The organism is Mesorhizobium sp. WSM4830, from assembly GCF_055811495.1.
In genome coordinates this window covers 189,637-204,890 of the sequence record NZ_JBVVQI010000011.1, presented here as the reverse complement: position 1 = coordinate 204,890, position 15,254 = coordinate 189,637, and the positions used below count along the sequence as shown (strand labels likewise).

Here is a 15,254-nt window from a genome sequence, read left to right as displayed (position 1 = left end):
CCGAACCGCCCTGTACGGACCCGTACGCAGGGTGGTGTGGGAGGGGAGGAACTGCGAAGCTCCCCCCTATCCCGATTAGGGCTTCGGCGCCAACGCGCAAGGCGGCTGCCAGCCGGAAATTAAATCTTCGTAATATTATCTGGAAACCACGATCGGCGCCCTAGATGCGGGGCTGTCGATCCGGTCGGCCGCCGTGCCAGGCGAGACAGGCAAGGCCGACACGCCGGTAGAGCGTTCCGGTGACGGAACGCTGCGGCGCCCGATCAATCTCTCGCCCGGACAACGGCCATGTCACCAATCCAGACCCTTCGCAGACATCGCGTCGCCGCTCTGCTGGGCGCCGCGCTGATCGTCAGCCCCTTCGCCCTGCCCCTCGCTCCCAGGCTGAATGATGTCCTGGCGGCAACAGTCACCCCACCCGTCACCGGCATGACCGCGCCGAGCGGCTCGTTCGCGCCGGTCGTGGCGGCCGACAAACCGGCGGTGGTGACCATCACGACGGTCATGAAAGCCCAACAGCCGGACACCATGAGCGACGCCTCTCCCTTTGGCGGAACCTCGCCTTTCGACGATTATTTCCGCCATTTCTTCGATGACCAGGGACAGCCCGCCCCCAAGACACCGCCGGAGCAGGCGCCGCGCACCGAGGCCCTCGGTTCAGGCTTCATCGTCGGCGACGACGGCACTATCGTCACCAACAATCACGTCGTCGACGGCGCCCAGTCGATCAAGGTGACGCTCGACGACGGCACCGAGCTTCCCGCCAAATTGATCGGCCATGACGCCAAGAACGATCTTGCCGTGCTCAAGGTCAAGTCCGGCAAGCCCTTGCCGACCGTCAAATGGGGCGATTCCGACAGGCTCATGCCGGGCGACCAGGTGCTCGCTTTCGGCAATCCTTTCGGCCTTGGCACCACGGTCACGGCCGGCATCGTTTCGGCGCGCGGCCGCGACCTGCATAGCGGGCCGTTTGACGACTTCATCCAGATCGACGCGCCGATCAACCGGGGCAATTCCGGCGGCCCGCTGACGGATGTGAACGGCAATGTCGTCGGCATCAACACGGCGATCTTTTCGCCGAATGGCGGCAGCGTCGGCGTCGGCTTCGCCATTCCCTCCGACCAGGCGCAAAAGGTCGTCGCCAAACTGATGAAGGGCGGCTCCATCCAGTACGGCTATCTCGGCGTCCAGATCCAACCGGTGACGCCTGACATGGCGAGCGCCATCGGCCTCGATCACCCCGCCGGCGTGCTGGTCGCGCAGGTCAGCGACGGATCGCCGGCCGCCAAGGCCGGCATCGAGACCGGCGACGTCATCACCAGCTTCGCCGGCCAGGACATAAAGGATCCAAGGGACCTGTCGCGCGCCGTCGCCGAAATTGCGCCCGGTACGAGGGAAACCCTCAATGTCTGGCGCAAGGGGCAAAGCCTGCAGATCTCCGTCGAGGTCGGGCGCAACGAGGACGACATGACGACGGGATCGGTGACCGGCGATCAGGGTCAGCCGTCGACGGGGCAGGGCCTTCGCGCACCGGCGCTCGGCCTCGGCCTGACGGATGTCACCCCGGATGTTCGCCAGGCAATGAACCTGGCCGGCAACCAGCACGGCGCGCTGGTCGAGCGCGTCGACCCGAACAAGGCGGCATCGGCTTCCGGCATCCAGCCCGGCGACATCATCGTCGCCGTCGACCAGCATCCGGTGAGGAGCGCCAGGCAGGCTAACCAGGCGATTGTGCAGGCCGCCAAATCCGGCAGGAAATCGGTGCTGCTGCTTGTCGAGCGCGGCGACGCCCAGATGTTTGTCGCCGTCCCCTTCGCCAGTGGCTGAAGCGGGCGCCGCGCTGCCAAGATCGATGTAGAGCATTGTCGCCAGGCCGGAGCCAAGATTTCGGTTGCCCGCGCGCGCGTCTTCGAGAAAACTGACAAAGGTCGACTGGACCCTGCGCAAACGGATATTCTCGATGGTTACCCGAGGCTTCTCTTCCGGACGAAAGCCGCCGACGGATACGGATGCACGTATCCCGCCGGGGCAATATCTCGAGCAAGGTTTCCCGGTCCTGTCGGCCGGCCCGACGCCGCATGTGCGCACCGAGGATTGGTCGTTCACGCTTAAGCACGGGCCGCGGCCGATCAAGAAGTGGGACTGGGCCGAGTTCAACGCGCTGCCCTTGACCAAGATGACGCGCGACATCCATTGCGTCACCGCATGGACCAAGTTCGACACGGCGTGGCAGGGCGTGCTGGTCGACGACATCCTTGCCGACGCCGGCATCGAGCCGCCCACCGCCTTCACGCTGGCGCTGGGTTTCGACGGCTATTCCACCAACGTGCCGACGAAGGATCTTACCGGCGGCAAGGCGATGGTGGCGCTGCTTTACGAGGGCAGGCCGATCACGCCTGACCATGGCGGCCCGGCGCGGCTGCTCGTTCCGCATCTCTATTTCTGGAAATCGGCCAAATGGCTGAACGGGCTGCAGTTCACCGAGCGTGACGAGCCGGGTTTCTGGGAATTGCGAGGCTATCATATCTATGGCGACCCGTGGCGCGAGCAGCGCTACACGAACGATCCATGAGCGACGCACCGGCGGCGCAGTCGCCCTGGCAGACGGTCACCATCACCCGCATCCAAAAGCGCACGCCGCGTGTCACCAGCTTTTTCCTGCAGCCATCGCGGCCCTTCGCTTATCGGGCCGGGCAGCATGTCGATGTTAGGCTGACGGCGCCGGACGGCTATCAGGCGCGCCGCTCCTATTCCATCGCCTCGGCGCCGGAGACCGGCGAGACCATCGAGCTGGCGATTGAAAAACTCGAGGACGGCGAGGTCTCGCCGTTCTTTCACGAGATCGCGGCGGTGGGCGACGAGGTCGAGTTGCGCGGGCCGCTCGGCGGCCATTTCGTCTGGTCCGACGACGATGGCGGACCGCTCCTGCTCGTCGGCGGTGGGTCGGGCGTGGTGCCGCTGATGTCGATGGTCCGTCACCGGGCGATGCGGGGATCGCTGGTCGCGGCCGCCCTGGTGTTTTCGGCGCGGGTCTGGGACGAGGTGATCTTTCGCGACGAGTTGATCGACCTCGCCGAGCGCCGGGATGGCTTCGACCTGGTGCTGACGCTGACGCGCGAGCCGGCCCGCCGTCCGGCGGATTATGCGCGGCGGATCGACGCCGCGATGATGGTGCAAGCCATGACGAGGCTGCCCGCGCCACCGAAGCTCGCCTTTGTCTGCGGCTCGAACGCATTCGTGACGGCCGCCGCCGACGCGCTGATCGATGCCGGGGTGCCTGCGGCTCTCATCCGCACCGAACGTTACGGGGTCTGACCCGGTTCTGCTTGCCCGGTTGCTGCCTTCGCCGGCCGGCATAAACGGGCAGAAAACCGGCAGAACGGCGAGGCCGCGTTTGGCTGAGATGGTTAACGATTCGACAAACAACCCCGGCTGCGACTTTTATCGGTTTAAAAAATCGAACCGAACGGTTCGTTTCTGTTGACAATGCGTGCAGGACGCTGTGAACGCTGCCTGCCCAAGTCGCTTGCAGCCAGACCGAGGTTATGCGTTATCTAATTGATTTCAAATAGTAAAATTGTGGCGAAGGGAATCCCTGGCACAATTTCAAGGTGTAGATTCTTGGTCCACACCAAACAACTTCGTGATTGGAAACTGGCCATTGGCTTTCCCACATCGGGGCTGTCCGGACGACGCGAATTCCTCCCAAGACACGCCGCTAGACGGACGGAAAACTAAGATACTGGAGTACTAAAATGAAAAAGATCGCTCTTGCCGCCGTCGCCGTTTTGGCCATCACCGGCAGCGCCTTCGCTGGCAGCGACAACTTTGGTTCCAAGGCTGCGAACCAGCCTGTCGCTTCGGTCGACAGCTCGTATACGGCTTCCATTCAGAAGCCGGCTCATGCTGACGAGCAGCCTGTCCAGGGCGCCGACCGTAACCTCTTCGGCAACAACTAACAGCCGATCCCAACATCAGGGCGGCGGGCATATCCGCCGTCCGGGGATTTGAAAAATTCAGGAGTATTAAGATGAAAAAGATCGTTCTTGCTGCGGCCGCCGTTTTGGCCATCACCGGCAGCGCCTTCGCTGGCAGCGACAATTTTGGTTCCAACGGAGCCAACCAGCCTGCGCCTTCCGTCGATAGCTCGTACACGGCTTCCGTCAGGACGTCGGACCATACTGAAAAGCAGCCGGTCGTCCAGGGCGCCGACCGCAACCTCTTCGGCAACAACTAACAGCCGATCCCACCATCAAGGCGGCGGCATGCCCGCCGCCTGGATCCGAGAAATCCAGGAGTACCCAAAATGAAAAAGATTGTTCTCACTGCCGCCGCTCTCTTGATTGCGGCCGGCAGCGCTTATGCCCGCAACGATAGTGTTGGCGGGACCGACATCAACAAGCAGGCGACCGTCAATGTCGACAACACGCAGACGTATTCGGTGCGTGACAGCAACTCGCCGATCTACAAGCTGCTGAATTCGTCTGGCGATGTACCCAAGTCCGCGCCTCAGGGCGCCGACCGCAACCTCTTCGGCAATAACTAACAGCCTAACTGTAATTCCAGACAAGAGCGGCGGGCCATGCCCGCCGCTCTTGTTTTTTGCATACCAAAAGACGCCTGCCTCAAGCCGCCTTTGCTTCTGCTTCATGGAGCGCGAAAGAGCGCCCGTCCGCGTCGAAAATATGCAGGTCTCCGGCGTCCGCCGTCAGCCGCAGCGTCGCTCCGCGCTTGACCTCGACATTGCCCGGCAGCTTGGTCACCAGCGGCAGGTCGGCACGGCCGATGTCGACATAGACGAGCTGGACCTCGCCGAGCTGCTCGACATAATCGACCGTCCCTTCGAACAAATAGTCGGCGCCGGTGGCAATCATCAGATCCTCCGGCCGCACCCCGAAGCTCACCGCAGCGCCTTTCGCCGAGGCAGGCGTTGCGATCGGCACCGTTGCCTTGCGGCCGCCGACATGACTGACGACCGTCGGGTTGCCGGTCTTGTCGATCGTTGCCGGCAGGATGTTCATCGCCGGCGAGCCGATGAACTGGGCAACGAACAGATTGCCGGGCCGCTTGTAGAGCTCCATCGGCGTGCCGACCTGTTCAATATGACCTTCCTTCAGCACCACGATGCGGTCGGCCAGCGTCATCGCCTCGACCTGGTCGTGGGTGACGTAGATCATCGTTGTCGCCGGCATCGATTCCTTGAGCTTGGCGATCTCGATGCGGGTGGCGACACGCAGCGCCGCGTCGAGATTGGATAGCGGCTCGTCGAACAGAAAGACCTTGGGATTGCGCACGATGGCGCGGCCGATGGCGACGCGCTGGCGCTGGCCGCCCGACATCGCCTTGGGCAGACGGTCGAGATATTTGGTCAGCTGCAGGATCTCGGCCGCCTGGCGCACCCGCTTGTCGATCTCGGCCTTGCTTTCCTTACCGATCTTCATTGAGAAGGCCATGTTGTCGTAGACGGTCATGTGCGGATAGAGTGCATAGGACTGGAACACCATGGCGATGCCGCGCTTCGACGGCGGCACGTCGTTGACGATCTCGCCGTCGATCTTGAGCTCGCCCGAGGTGATCTCTTCCAGCCCGGCGATGCAGCGCAGCAAGGTCGACTTGCCGCAACCAGAGGGGCCGACGAAGACGATGAATTCGCCCGACTTTATGTCGAGGTCGACGCCGTGCAGAATGTTGAGATTGCCATATGATTTCCTCACTTGCCTTAGCGTGACATCGGCCATGGTACCCTCCAGTTCTTCCTTGAATTCAGTCGATACGCCCGAACCAGGCGCCGTAGCCGCCGAGGCGGATAGTGCCGGCGCCAGTCTGTCCCGAAAACCCGTGTCCCGGCAAGGGCTGCCGTGAGCGGCCGCCAAGATCGACCTCGGCCGGCTTTGCTCCGAGATTGAAGGCGCAGACGATCTGCTCGTTGCCTTCGCGGCGCGTGAAGGCGACGGTGTCACCCTCGCTTTCGATGAACTCGATATCACCCTTGGCCAGTGCCGGATGGGCGCGGCGGAAAGCCAGGAAGCGCCGGTAGTGCTCGAGCAGCGAGCCGTCGTCGCCCTGCTGCACATTGACGGCTTGCGCAAGGTGCTTGCTGGGCACCGGCAGCCAGGGCTTTGCCGTCGAGAAGCCGCCATTGCGGGCAGCGCCGTCCCAAACCATCGGCGTGCGGCAGCCGTCGCGGCCTTTGAATTCCGGCCAGAAGCGGATGCCGTATGGGTCCTGCAGATCCTCAAAGCTGAGCTCGGCCTCGCTAAGCCCGAGCTCCTCGCCCTGATAGATGCAGACTGAGCCGCGCAACGACATCAGCAGCGCCGAGATAACCTTGAGGTAGGCGGTCGGGTCGGGCTCGCCGGCTGCCCAGCGCGAGGCAGGGCGCATCACGTCATGGTTGGAGAAGGCCCAGCACGACCAGCCGTCGCTGGCCACCTTGCCGAAGGTTTCCAGCACCGAGCGCACCTTTGCCGCGCTGATCTTCTCCGGCGCCAGGAAGTCGAAGGAGTAACACATATGCACGCGCTTGCCGCCGGCCGTATAGGCCGCCACCACTTCCAGCCCGCGCTGCGAATCGCCGACCTCGCCAACCGCAGCCGTCGCCGGATATTCGTCGAGCAAGGCGCGGAAGCGTTCGAGGAAGCCGAGGTTTTCAGGCCGGCTCTTGTCGTAGAGATGGTCCTGGTAGTTGTAGGGGTTGACGGCCGGCGCCGTCTGGTCGTTGCGCTGCTCGGGCGGCAGCGGCGGATTGTCTTCCAGGCCCTGGCTGTGGAAATAGAAATTGATGGTATCGAGGCGGAAGCCGTCGACGCCGCGCTCCAGCCAGAAGCGGGTGACGTCGAGCAGCGCGTCCTGGACCGCGCGGCTGTGGAAATTGAGGTCGGGCTGCTCGGCCAGGAAATTATGCAGATAATATTGCTGGCGGCTGGTGTCCCACTGCCAGGCCGAGCCGCCGAAGATCGACAGCCAGTTATTGGGCGGCGTGCCGTCCGGCTTGGCATCCGCCCAGACATACCAGTCGGCTTTTGGATTGCTGCGGCTCGAGCGGCTTTCCTTGAACCACGGATGGATGTCGGCGGTGTGCGAGAGCACCTCGTCGATCATCACCTTGAGGCCAAGCCGATGCGCCTCTGCGGTCAGCGCGTCGAAGTCGGCCAGCGTGCCGAACATCGGATCGACGTCGCAATAATCCGACACGTCGTAGCCAAAATCCTTCATCGGCGATTTGAAGAATGGCGAGATCCAGATGGCGTCGACGCCGAGCGAGGCGATGTAGGCCAGCCGGCCGATAATGCCCCTGAGGTCGCCGATGCCGTCGCCGTTCGAATCCTGATAGCTGCGCGGGTAGATCTGGTAGATCACGGCACCTCGCCACCAGTCGCGATCGATAGCGAGATCGGGCTTCGGGGTGGCCTTCAAAGCGGATTGCATGATCTCAACCTCCTTTCACCGAGCCGGCAAGCAGCCCGCGGACGAAATAGCGCTGCAGCGAGAAGAACACGATCAGCGGCACGATGATGGTGACGAAGGCCGATGTCGTCAGGATCTCCCAGTCGCCACCGCGTGAGCCGAGCAACGCATTGAGCTTGGCGGTCAGCACGATCTGGTCGCCCTCGGTACCAAGGAAAACCATCGCCACCAGCAGATCGTTCCACACCCAGAGAAACTGGAAGATGGCGAACGAGGCCAGCACCGGGAACGACAATGGCAGCACGATCTTGACGAAGATCTCGAAATCGCTGGCGCCGTCGATGCGCGCCGATTCCATGATCTCGCGTGGCAGGCCGGCGATATAGCTCCTCAGGAGATAGATGGCGAAAGGCAGGCCGAAGCCGGTATGCGCCAGCCAGATGCCGAGATAGGTCTTCGACGGCACGCCGAAGAAGCTGCCGACGCCGTTATAGAGCTTCAACAGCGGGATCAGCGACATCTGCAGCGGCACGACCAGGAGGCCGATGATGACGGCGATGAGCAGGGCGCGGCCGGGAAAGCGCATCCAGGCCAGCGCGTAGGCGGCGAACGCGGCGATCAGGATCGGGATGACGGTGGCAGGAATGGTGACGGTCAGCGAGTTCATGAAGGAGCGGCCGATGCCTTCCGAAAACAGCACCGTGTCGTAATTGTCGGTGGTGAATTTCGGCGGCGCCGACGAGGCGTAATAGACGCGCTGGCCGCGTTCGCCTTCGAAAGCCTTCGGCGAGGTCATGACGAAACTGCCGTCGGCATTGAGTTGCAAGGTCACGCCGTCGCCGAGATCGGCTGTCGTGCCGGCGGGATATTGCGTCGGCGCTGCCGACTTGACGCCGAAGGCGCTGATGTTGCGGGCGGGGCCGTCGCCGAAGATATTTCCTTGCAGGACGAACTTGCCGTCCTTCTCGACCTGCGCCGAGGCGGGCGGCAGCCGTCCGGCTTCCGTCTGGCTGGAACTGGTGAACGAGTTCCACCAGCCCGAAGCGATGATCTGATCCTTGTCGCGCAGCGACGAGACCAGAATGCCGAGCGTCGGGATCGTCCAGATCGCAACGAAGATGAAAACGGCGATATGGACGCCGAAACGGCTGACAAAGGACTTCCCGGTCGCCACGGCCATCTCAATGTCCTTCCGTCTCTTTGTTCGCCTGGCGGATATTCCAGACCATGATCGGAATGACCGCGATCATGATGATGATGGCGATGGTGGCGCCGCGGCCGAAATCGCCGCCGCCGCGGAACATCCAGTCGAACATCAGATTGGCCAGCACCTGGCTGTTCCACTGGCCGTTGGTCATGGTCAGCACGATGTCGAAAACCTTCAGCACCAGGATGGTGATGGTGGTCCAGACCACGGCGATCGTCCCCCAGATCTGCGGCACCATGATCTTCCAGAATATCTGGAAAGGGTTGGCGCCGTCGATGACGGCGGCTTCCAGCGTCTCTTCCGGAATGCCGCGCAAGGCCGACGACAGGATGACCATGGCAAAGCCGGTCTGGATCCAGATCAGGATGATCATCAGGAAGAAATTGTTCCAGAACGGCAGCGAAATCCAGACCTGCGGCTGGCCGCCGAAATACTGGATGATGGCGTTGAGCAGGCCGATCTGCGTCTGCCCGTCGCCGCGATACTCGTAGATGAATTTCCAGATGACGCTGGCGCCGACGAAGGAGATCGCCAGCGGCAGGAAGATCAGGCTCTTGGCGATGGTGCCCCACCAGATCTTGTCGGTGAGCACGGCGATGATCAGCCCGAGGAAGGTGCAGGCGGCCGGCACCACCGCCAGCCAGATAATGTTGTTGAGGATCGAGTTGCGGAACTCGCGGTCGCCGAACGCCCATTGATAGTTGGCGAAGCCGACGAAATGGGCGCCGCCGCGATCGAGGAACGACAGCCTCAGCGTCTCCACCACCGGGTAGATCAGATAGATAGTGAGGATGATCATCGCCGGGCCGACGAACAGCCAGGGCCGGATCACCCCCTGCCGGCGCAGATTGTTAATCGCCGCCTTGCCGGAAACGCCGCGTGCCGGAAAGATCGTGTCGAGTGCCTTGTTGGCGCCCCAGAAATAGGCGACGCAGCCGCCCACGCCGATGATGATGACGAATATCGCCGAAAAAATCTGAGCCGCCATGGGTCCCTCCCCCTGCGCACGGATCCGCCAGTCGAGAATGGCTTTGGCGACGGGATCATGCGCCGATTCAGTTGTCTGGAGCGCGACCAGCCGAAAAGCAGGTCACTGGGCGCGCGTCATGCCGGAATGCATTGTACTCACGACAATCGACGCGACGCCAAGCACCGGGTAGGATCCGGGCCGTTTTGAGGCCCGGATCGCATCAGATTGGGAACTCAGGCCGGCCGCTTACTTGATCGCGTCCCAGCTTTTCTGGATGTCGGTGGCGACGTCCTGGGCGGACTTGCCGCCGACCAGGTCGATCATGCCGGTCCAGAACGCACCGGCGCCGATCTTGCCCGGCATCAGGTCGGACCCGTCGAAGCGGAAGGTCGAAGCGTTGGCCAGGATCTCGCCCTGCTTCTTCAGCGCGTCGCTGGCATAGGCGTCCTTGTTGACCGACTTGAACGGCGTCACGAAGCCGCCCTGTGCCATCCAGATCTCATGAGCGAGCGGCAGCTTCAGGAATTCGATGAACGCGCGGGCACTCTTGCTATCCTTGGTGATCATGGCCAGCGTGCCGGCGCCGAGCACCGGAGTGCCGAGCTCGGGCTTGGAGGCGTAGGGCGGGTAATAGAAGAAGTCGGCATCCTCGCCGATCTTGGTGCCTTGCGGGAAGAAGGTCGGGATGAACGATGCCTGGTGGTGCAGATAGCATTTCGGCGGCACCGAGAAGAGGCCCTTCGGGCTGTCGCGGAAATCGGTCGCCGCAACCGCCTTGGCGCCGCCCTCGACCATCTTGTCATCGGTCGCGATCTTGCCGAAAATGTCGATGGCGTTGACCACGGCCGGATCGTTGAACGGAATTTCGTTCTTCACCCATTTGTCGTAGGTCTCGGGCGTCTGGGTGCGCAGCATGATGTCTTCGACCCAGTCGGTCGCCGGCCAGCCGGTGGCGCCGCCCGAACCAAGCCCGATGCACCATGGCGTGCCGCCGTCGGCGATGATCTTCTTTTCGAGCTCGGCAAGCTCTTCCTGCGTCTTCGGCACCTTGTAGCCGGCTTCCTCGAAATTGTCCGGCGAGTACCAGACCAGCGACTTCACGTCGGCCTTGTAGGGAAAGGCGAAGAAGCCTGGCTTGCCGTCCTTGTCCTTGAAGGTGCCGAGGTCGACCCAGGATTGGCCGGCGCCGTAATTGTCCTTGACCCAGTTGGCGGTGTCGTCGCCGAGCGGCGTCAAAAGGCCCTTCGATGCCAGATCCTGGATCAGGCCCGGCTGCGGCAGCACGGCGATGTTGGGCGGGCTGCCGGCCTGCGTGTCGATGACGATCTGCTGCTCGTAATTCTCCGACGAGGAGTACTTGATCTCGGCGCCGGTCGCTTCGGAGAAGTAATCGAGGACGGTGCGGATCAGCCCTTCGTCCTCGCCGCGCCACGGTCCGAAGATCGTCAGCGTCTCGCCCTTGAGGTCGACCTTCTTGAGCTCTTCGTAGTTGGCCCAGTTGAAACGGGGATCTTCGCCCGGCTTGAACTTCAGTTCGGCTTGCGCGGGCATGGCCAGGGCGAGCGTGGCAAACGCAGCGCCCAGCAGAAGCATTTTCTTCATCGGTATTCCCTCCCAGTGGTGACAAACACCGAACGAAACCTCCATTCCGTCCGCCGGCGCTGCAGGACTGTGACTCAGTCGGAAAGGAACTGCAACCTTTCGTGGAGTCTTCCAAAGCGCTTTGGTGATTTTGATCTCGCCACTGAATTAATCCGGAGTCAAGAGGGAGCCGGCTTAATCGATTTAATTTCTGCAGCCGATTGCCGGCGAAAGTGCGCTGCAGCACAGTTTTCTGGCGGTGCAGCAGCAAATTCGGCTTCAAACCGGTCCGAACCGTGCGTATGGTCATTGCGCTCGGCAGCGCGGTTCGTGGCGGCCAGATCGATTCAGATTAAAAGCGCTTTGAGGTTTGGAGGCCTCCGGTGAACCTCAAGCAGCTCTCCCACATGCTGGCGCTTTCGCAGACCACGGTGAGCCGTGCATTGAACGGCTACCCGGAAGTCAACGAGGAAACGCGCCGGCGGGTGGTCGATGCCGCCAAGCGTCACGGCTATCGCCCCAATCCGAGCGCGCGCCGGCTGGCGACCGGCAAGACCGGCATGATCGGCTATGTGCTGCCGACCGGAACGACCGTCGATATCGACCCGCATTTCGTCGAGTTCCTGTCCGGCCTCGGCGACTATGCGCGTTCGCACGAGCTCGACCTTGTGCTATCACCGGCCGATGCCGACGACCAGGAGACGACCTACCGCCGCATCGTCGCCAACCGGCAGGTCGACGCGGTCTATATCTCCTCGCCGAGGCCGGCCGACCGGCGGGTGGCGCTGGTCAATACGCTCGGCATTCCCTTCATCGTCCACGGCCGCAGCGAAGGCTTCGATTTCGACTACCCCTTCACCGACATCGACAATGAGGGCGCCTTCCACGAGGCGGCGCGGCTCCTCGTGCAACTCGGGCACAGGCGGCTGGCACTGATCAATGGCGACGATCGCGAGACCTTCGCCATCCATCGCGAGCGCGGCGTGCGGCGCGCGCTTGCGGCAAGCGGCCTGGTGCTTCGTGATCAGCATGTCTGTTCCCTCACCATGACCGAGGAGAACGGCTACCGCGCCGCCAGGCGCCTGCTGGAACAAAGCGACGCGCCGACGGCGATCGCCTGCTCCAGCCTGATCATGGCGCTCGGCGTGGTGCGCGCGGTGCGCGATCTCGGCCTGACCATTCCGGGCGACCTGTCGCTGATCGCCCATGACGACGTCTTTCCCTGGCTGAAGCCGGAAAATTTTTCGGTGCCATTGTCGACGACGCGCTCGTCGATCCGCCTGGCCGGCGCACGCATCGCCGAACGGCTGGCGGCGCGCATTTCCGGCCTGGAGGAGGGCGCTCGCGGCGAGGTCTGGCCGGTCGACCTGGTGGTCAGGGGATCGGTCGCCGGCGCGCCGGCCTAGGGGCATAACTCAATCACTTTGAACGACCAAAGTCGCCGTTGGGTGGCTGTTGGCAGCACAGGCAATCGCCATGCGTTATGTCTCAGGCCCCGGACTTGAGGTGATCGATAAAGACGCGCAGCTTCGGCAGGACTTGGCGCTTGCCAAGATGGTAGAGAAAGACGCCCGGCGTCGTCGCAGCGATGTCGTCCAGCACCGATCTGAGTTTTCCTTCGGCTATCGGACCTTCGGCGACGGGTCGAGGCGTCTGCGCCAGCCCAACGCCCTTTGTCGCAGCCCCGAGCAACGTTGGATAGTCGTGCGCGATCAGTGGGCCTGAGATGATCGCCTCGATAGCACCGTTGCCGTCGGCGAAGGTCCAGGGCGCGATGGCGCCGTTCGAGCGGCGCAAGCGCAGGCAGGCGTGGTGGCGCAAGTCGTCGACACGTTCGGGGTAGCCGTGGCGCTCGAGATAGTCAGGGCTGCCGACGACCACGAACGTGAACGGCGGGGTCAGCCGCACCGCGACCATGTCGGCGGCGATGAGCTGGCCGAGGCGGATGCCGGCGTCGAACCCGCCGGTCGCGAGATCGACCATCTCGTCGCTCGCGGCGATCTCCAGTTCGATCTTGGGATAAGCTCGGCAGAACGACGCGATCATCGGCTCCAGGATCAACGGCACGACGGCGCGGGGCACGGACAGGCGCAGCAGCCCGGTCGGCCGTTGGCCGACGTCGCGCGCAGCCTCGCCGGCCGCGGCGATCTCCTCGAAGGCAGGGCCGGCGCGATCGAGGAAGCGCTGGCCGGCCTCGGTCAGACCGACGCTCCGCGTCGTGCGGGCGAACAGCGCCGCACCCATGCGGGCTTCCAGCGTGCGCACCGCCTGGCTCACGGCGGACGGCGTCACGCCGAGATCGGCGGCGGCACGGCGGAAATTGCGGTGCCTGGCGACAGCCAGGAACACCTCGACGCCCTCCAGTGCACCACGCCGGATTGTGTAGTCCTGCTTCATAGGTTGTTCTGATTACAGCGGATAGTCGGATTATGGAAGCGGGCTTAGGTAAGAGCTGCAAGCCAGGAGACATCTTGCCCAGGAGATATATTGCAATGACCGATGAACTTGATGGCGTGCGCGACCATTATCGCGCGACCGGCCTGACCGAGCGGCTGAAGACGGTGCTGGCTGCCCTCGGCCCGGAGGATCAGCTTCTTACGCCCCAGCAATTGGGCACCCTCGACCAGTTTCACACCCGTGGGCTTGCCTCGACCGCCGAGATTGCCCAATTGGCGGGGATCGCGGCCGGCACGTCGGTTCTGGACGTCGGCTCGGGCGTCGGCGGGCCGGCGCGCTTTCTGGCTGCGACCTATGGCTGCCGGGTTACCGGCGTGGACCTCAGCGAGCCTTTCGTGGATGCTGCGCGCTATCTGACCGAGCGCACGGGACAAAGCGGGCAGCTGTCGTTTCAGACCGCCAGCGCATTGGAGCTTCCATTCGATGATAGCCGTTTCGACGTCGTGCTGCTGCAGCATGTGGCGATGAACATCTCCGACCGGGCGCGGCTCTACGGCGAGATCCGGCGCGTGCTGAAACCAGGCGGCAGGTTTGCCACCTTCGACGTCGTCTCGGCCATTGGCGAGCCGCACTATCCGCTGCCTTGGGCGCGAACGCCGGCGACGAGCTTCCTCCTCACAGCCGAAGCGACGGGCCAGGCGATCGAACCGGCCGGCTTCCGCGTGCTGGCGTGGCAAGACGACACCGAGACCGCCAAGGCCTGGTTCGCGCAACTGCGCGCATCCGGGCCGCCGCCTTCACCAAATCTCGGCGTGGTGATGGGACCGGACTTCGCTCAGCTTTCGACCAACCTGGGACGAAATCTCATGCAAGGCCGGCTCGGCGTCCTGACCGCGGTGTTCGAGGCCGCGTGAACCAACTGTTGAGAGAAGGCTAATGTCCACGGAAATGGTGTTCCAAACCCATCTTGTTCTCGGCTATGTCGCGTGGCTGCTTTGCTTCGGGGCGTACGGTTTGCCGTGGCTCAGGTCGATGGACCGGGTCGCGGCGCAACGCGCCATCGCTACCCTCCACAGCTTCCGCTTCTTCGGGCTCGTCTTCATGGTTCCGGGCGTCATAAGCCCCAATCTGCCCGCTGATTTCGCCGTGTTCGCCGCCTACGGCGATTTCGTGACTGGGGTGCTGGCCATGCTGGCGCTGCTCACGGTGAGGATACGCCCGCTCTTCTGGCCGTTGGTCGTCGCCTTCAACGTCGTAGGGACGGTCGACCTCATCGTCGACTATTACCACGCCATTCAGATCGGGCTTCCTGCACGCGCGGGGGAACTGGGCGCAACCTACGCGATCCCGATCATCTACGCACCGCTGCTGATGATCACGCACATCACTGCGTTTTATTTTCTGGCACGTCCCCGGCAAAACGCGACTTGAGCGGGCTATTTCTTGGCCGCCTCGGCCGCCTTGGTGTCCAGCAGGCAAAGCCGAAATCATAGTCCTGAAGCCGGAACGGCTGGCGGCGCGCATTTCCGGCCTGGAGGAGGGGGCGCGCGGCGAGGTCTGGCCGTTCGACCTGGTGGTCAGGGGATCAGTCGCCGGCGCGCCGGCCTAGGAGCATAACTCGATCACTCCGGGCGACCGAGTTCGACCCAGAGCGGCCGTCCGCCCCTGCGAGCCCGATGACGCGGGCCAACC

At 63.3% G+C, this 15,254-nt stretch carries 15 protein-coding genes and 1 pseudogene; 10 read left to right on the top strand and 6 right to left on the bottom strand.

The features are described 5' to 3' along the window. The first annotated feature begins 288 nt into the window (after nt 1-288). From AC0L2Y_RS16670 to AC0L2Y_RS16645, 6 genes are all read left to right on the top strand, one after another. Nucleotides 289-1,827 carry a DegQ family serine endoprotease gene (locus AC0L2Y_RS16670; protein WP_473557832.1) on the top strand — a complete coding sequence of 513 codons (1,539 nt, stop codon included), beginning with the start codon at nt 289-291 and terminating at the stop codon, nt 1,825-1,827. Between the two features lie 133 nt (nt 1,828-1,960). Continuing rightward, on the top strand, nt 1,961-2,572 hold the full coding sequence (locus AC0L2Y_RS16665) for a molybdopterin-dependent oxidoreductase (protein ID WP_352490408.1): 612 nt from the start codon (nt 1,961-1,963) through the stop codon (nt 2,570-2,572). After that, a complete protein-coding gene (locus AC0L2Y_RS16660; protein ID WP_473557829.1) occupies nt 2,569-3,315 on the top strand; it encodes an FAD-binding oxidoreductase in 747 nt (248 codons plus the stop codon). Before AC0L2Y_RS16665 ends, AC0L2Y_RS16660 begins: the two co-directional genes overlap by 4 nt. 440 nt (nt 3,316-3,755) lie before the next feature. After that, nucleotides 3,756-3,959, top strand: coding sequence for a DUF680 domain-containing protein (locus AC0L2Y_RS16655; RefSeq protein WP_473557827.1), 204 nt, complete (start codon nt 3,756-3,758; stop codon nt 3,957-3,959). 71 nt (nt 3,960-4,030) lie between these two features. After that, entirely contained in the window at nt 4,031-4,237 is a 207-nt protein-coding gene (locus AC0L2Y_RS16650; RefSeq protein ID WP_473557824.1) for a DUF680 domain-containing protein, read from the top strand. A gap of 69 nt (nt 4,238-4,306) precedes the next feature. After that, nucleotides 4,307-4,546, top strand: a complete 240-nt coding sequence (locus tag AC0L2Y_RS16645) for a DUF680 domain-containing protein (protein WP_473557822.1) — start codon at nt 4,307-4,309, stop codon at nt 4,544-4,546. A 79-nt stretch (nt 4,547-4,625) separates the two neighbouring features. Here AC0L2Y_RS16645 and AC0L2Y_RS16640 read toward each other — a convergent pair whose 3' ends face one another. From AC0L2Y_RS16640 to AC0L2Y_RS16620, 5 genes are all read right to left on the bottom strand, one after another. Beyond that, complete coding sequence (locus tag AC0L2Y_RS16640) at nt 4,626-5,738, bottom strand: ABC transporter ATP-binding protein (protein WP_023680224.1); 1,113 nt, start codon at nt 5,736-5,738, stop codon at nt 4,626-4,628. 25 nt (nt 5,739-5,763) lie between these two features. Next, a complete protein-coding gene (gene bglA / locus AC0L2Y_RS16635) occupies nt 5,764-7,428 on the bottom strand; it encodes a beta-galactosidase BglA (RefSeq protein ID WP_473557819.1) in 1,665 nt (554 codons plus the stop codon). 4 nt (nt 7,429-7,432) lie between these two features. Continuing rightward, nucleotides 7,433-8,587: a carbohydrate ABC transporter permease gene (locus AC0L2Y_RS16630; RefSeq protein ID WP_473557816.1), complete on the bottom strand. Its 1,155-nt coding sequence runs from the start codon at nt 8,585-8,587 to the stop codon at nt 7,433-7,435. 1 nt (nt 8,588) lies between these two features. Then, on the bottom strand, nt 8,589-9,602 hold the full coding sequence (locus AC0L2Y_RS16625; protein WP_473557814.1) for a carbohydrate ABC transporter permease: 1,014 nt from the start codon (nt 9,600-9,602) through the stop codon (nt 8,589-8,591). 228 nt (nt 9,603-9,830) lie between these two features. Further along, entirely contained in the window at nt 9,831-11,186 is a 1,356-nt protein-coding gene (locus AC0L2Y_RS16620) for an ABC transporter substrate-binding protein (protein WP_352452249.1), read from the bottom strand. Between the two features lie 362 nt (nt 11,187-11,548). On the opposite strand from AC0L2Y_RS16620, the gene AC0L2Y_RS16615 reads away from it, so the two are divergent. Continuing rightward, a complete protein-coding gene (locus tag AC0L2Y_RS16615) occupies nt 11,549-12,571 on the top strand; it encodes a substrate-binding domain-containing protein (RefSeq protein WP_031213013.1) in 1,023 nt (340 codons plus the stop codon). An 82-nt stretch (nt 12,572-12,653) separates the two neighbouring features. Here the strand turns inward: AC0L2Y_RS16615 and AC0L2Y_RS16610 are convergent, their stop codons facing one another. Beyond that, the gene (locus AC0L2Y_RS16610; protein WP_473557810.1) at nt 12,654-13,562 is read right to left on the bottom strand and encodes a LysR family transcriptional regulator; all 909 of its coding nucleotides are present in this window, start codon (nt 13,560-13,562) and stop codon (nt 12,654-12,656) included. Nucleotides 13,563-13,657: 95 nt separating this feature from the next. Here AC0L2Y_RS16610 and AC0L2Y_RS16605 point away from each other — a divergent pair, with 95 nt between their 5' ends. The 3 genes and pseudogenes from AC0L2Y_RS16605 to AC0L2Y_RS16595 form a co-directional block, all read left to right on the top strand. Beyond that, entirely contained in the window at nt 13,658-14,476 is an 819-nt protein-coding gene (locus AC0L2Y_RS16605; RefSeq protein WP_473557808.1) for a class I SAM-dependent methyltransferase, read from the top strand. Between the two features lie 22 nt (nt 14,477-14,498). Next, complete coding sequence (locus AC0L2Y_RS16600) at nt 14,499-14,993, top strand: hypothetical protein (RefSeq protein WP_473557806.1); 495 nt, start codon at nt 14,499-14,501, stop codon at nt 14,991-14,993. Nucleotides 14,994-15,066: 73 nt separating this feature from the next. Continuing rightward, nucleotides 15,067-15,171 (top strand): annotated as a pseudogene (locus tag AC0L2Y_RS16595) (transcriptional regulator); the annotation flags it as partial. Nucleotides 15,172-15,254: the final 83 nt, after the last annotated feature.

Excerpts from the sequence above, each read along its gene's own strand:
- AC0L2Y_RS16640 (WP_023680224.1), bottom strand. The coding sequence starts at position 5,738 with ATGGCCGATGTCACGCTAAGGCAAGTGAGGAAATCATATGGCAATCTC.
- AC0L2Y_RS16650 (WP_473557824.1), top strand. The coding sequence starts at position 4,031 with ATGAAAAAGATCGTTCTTGCTGCGGCCGCCGTTTTGGCCATCACCGGC.
- AC0L2Y_RS16605 (WP_473557808.1), top strand. The coding sequence starts at position 13,658 with ATGACCGATGAACTTGATGGCGTGCGCGACCATTATCGCGCGACCGGC.
- AC0L2Y_RS16660 (WP_473557829.1), top strand. The coding sequence starts at position 2,569 with ATGAGCGACGCACCGGCGGCGCAGTCGCCCTGGCAGACGGTCACCATC.
- AC0L2Y_RS16655 (WP_473557827.1), top strand. The coding sequence starts at position 3,756 with ATGAAAAAGATCGCTCTTGCCGCCGTCGCCGTTTTGGCCATCACCGGC.
- AC0L2Y_RS16665 (WP_352490408.1), top strand. The coding sequence starts at position 1,961 with ATGGTTACCCGAGGCTTCTCTTCCGGACGAAAGCCGCCGACGGATACG.
- AC0L2Y_RS16620 (WP_352452249.1), bottom strand. The coding sequence starts at position 11,186 with ATGAAGAAAATGCTTCTGCTGGGCGCTGCGTTTGCCACGCTCGCCCTG.
- bglA (WP_473557819.1), bottom strand. The coding sequence starts at position 7,428 with ATGCAATCCGCTTTGAAGGCCACCCCGAAGCCCGATCTCGCTATCGAT.
- AC0L2Y_RS16630 (WP_473557816.1), bottom strand. The coding sequence starts at position 8,587 with ATGGCCGTGGCGACCGGGAAGTCCTTTGTCAGCCGTTTCGGCGTCCAT.
- AC0L2Y_RS16610 (WP_473557810.1), bottom strand. The coding sequence starts at position 13,562 with ATGAAGCAGGACTACACAATCCGGCGTGGTGCACTGGAGGGCGTCGAG.
- AC0L2Y_RS16600 (WP_473557806.1), top strand. The coding sequence starts at position 14,499 with ATGTCCACGGAAATGGTGTTCCAAACCCATCTTGTTCTCGGCTATGTC.
- AC0L2Y_RS16645 (WP_473557822.1), top strand. The coding sequence starts at position 4,307 with ATGAAAAAGATTGTTCTCACTGCCGCCGCTCTCTTGATTGCGGCCGGC.
- AC0L2Y_RS16625 (WP_473557814.1), bottom strand. The coding sequence starts at position 9,602 with ATGGCGGCTCAGATTTTTTCGGCGATATTCGTCATCATCATCGGCGTG.
- AC0L2Y_RS16670 (WP_473557832.1), top strand. The coding sequence starts at position 289 with ATGTCACCAATCCAGACCCTTCGCAGACATCGCGTCGCCGCTCTGCTG.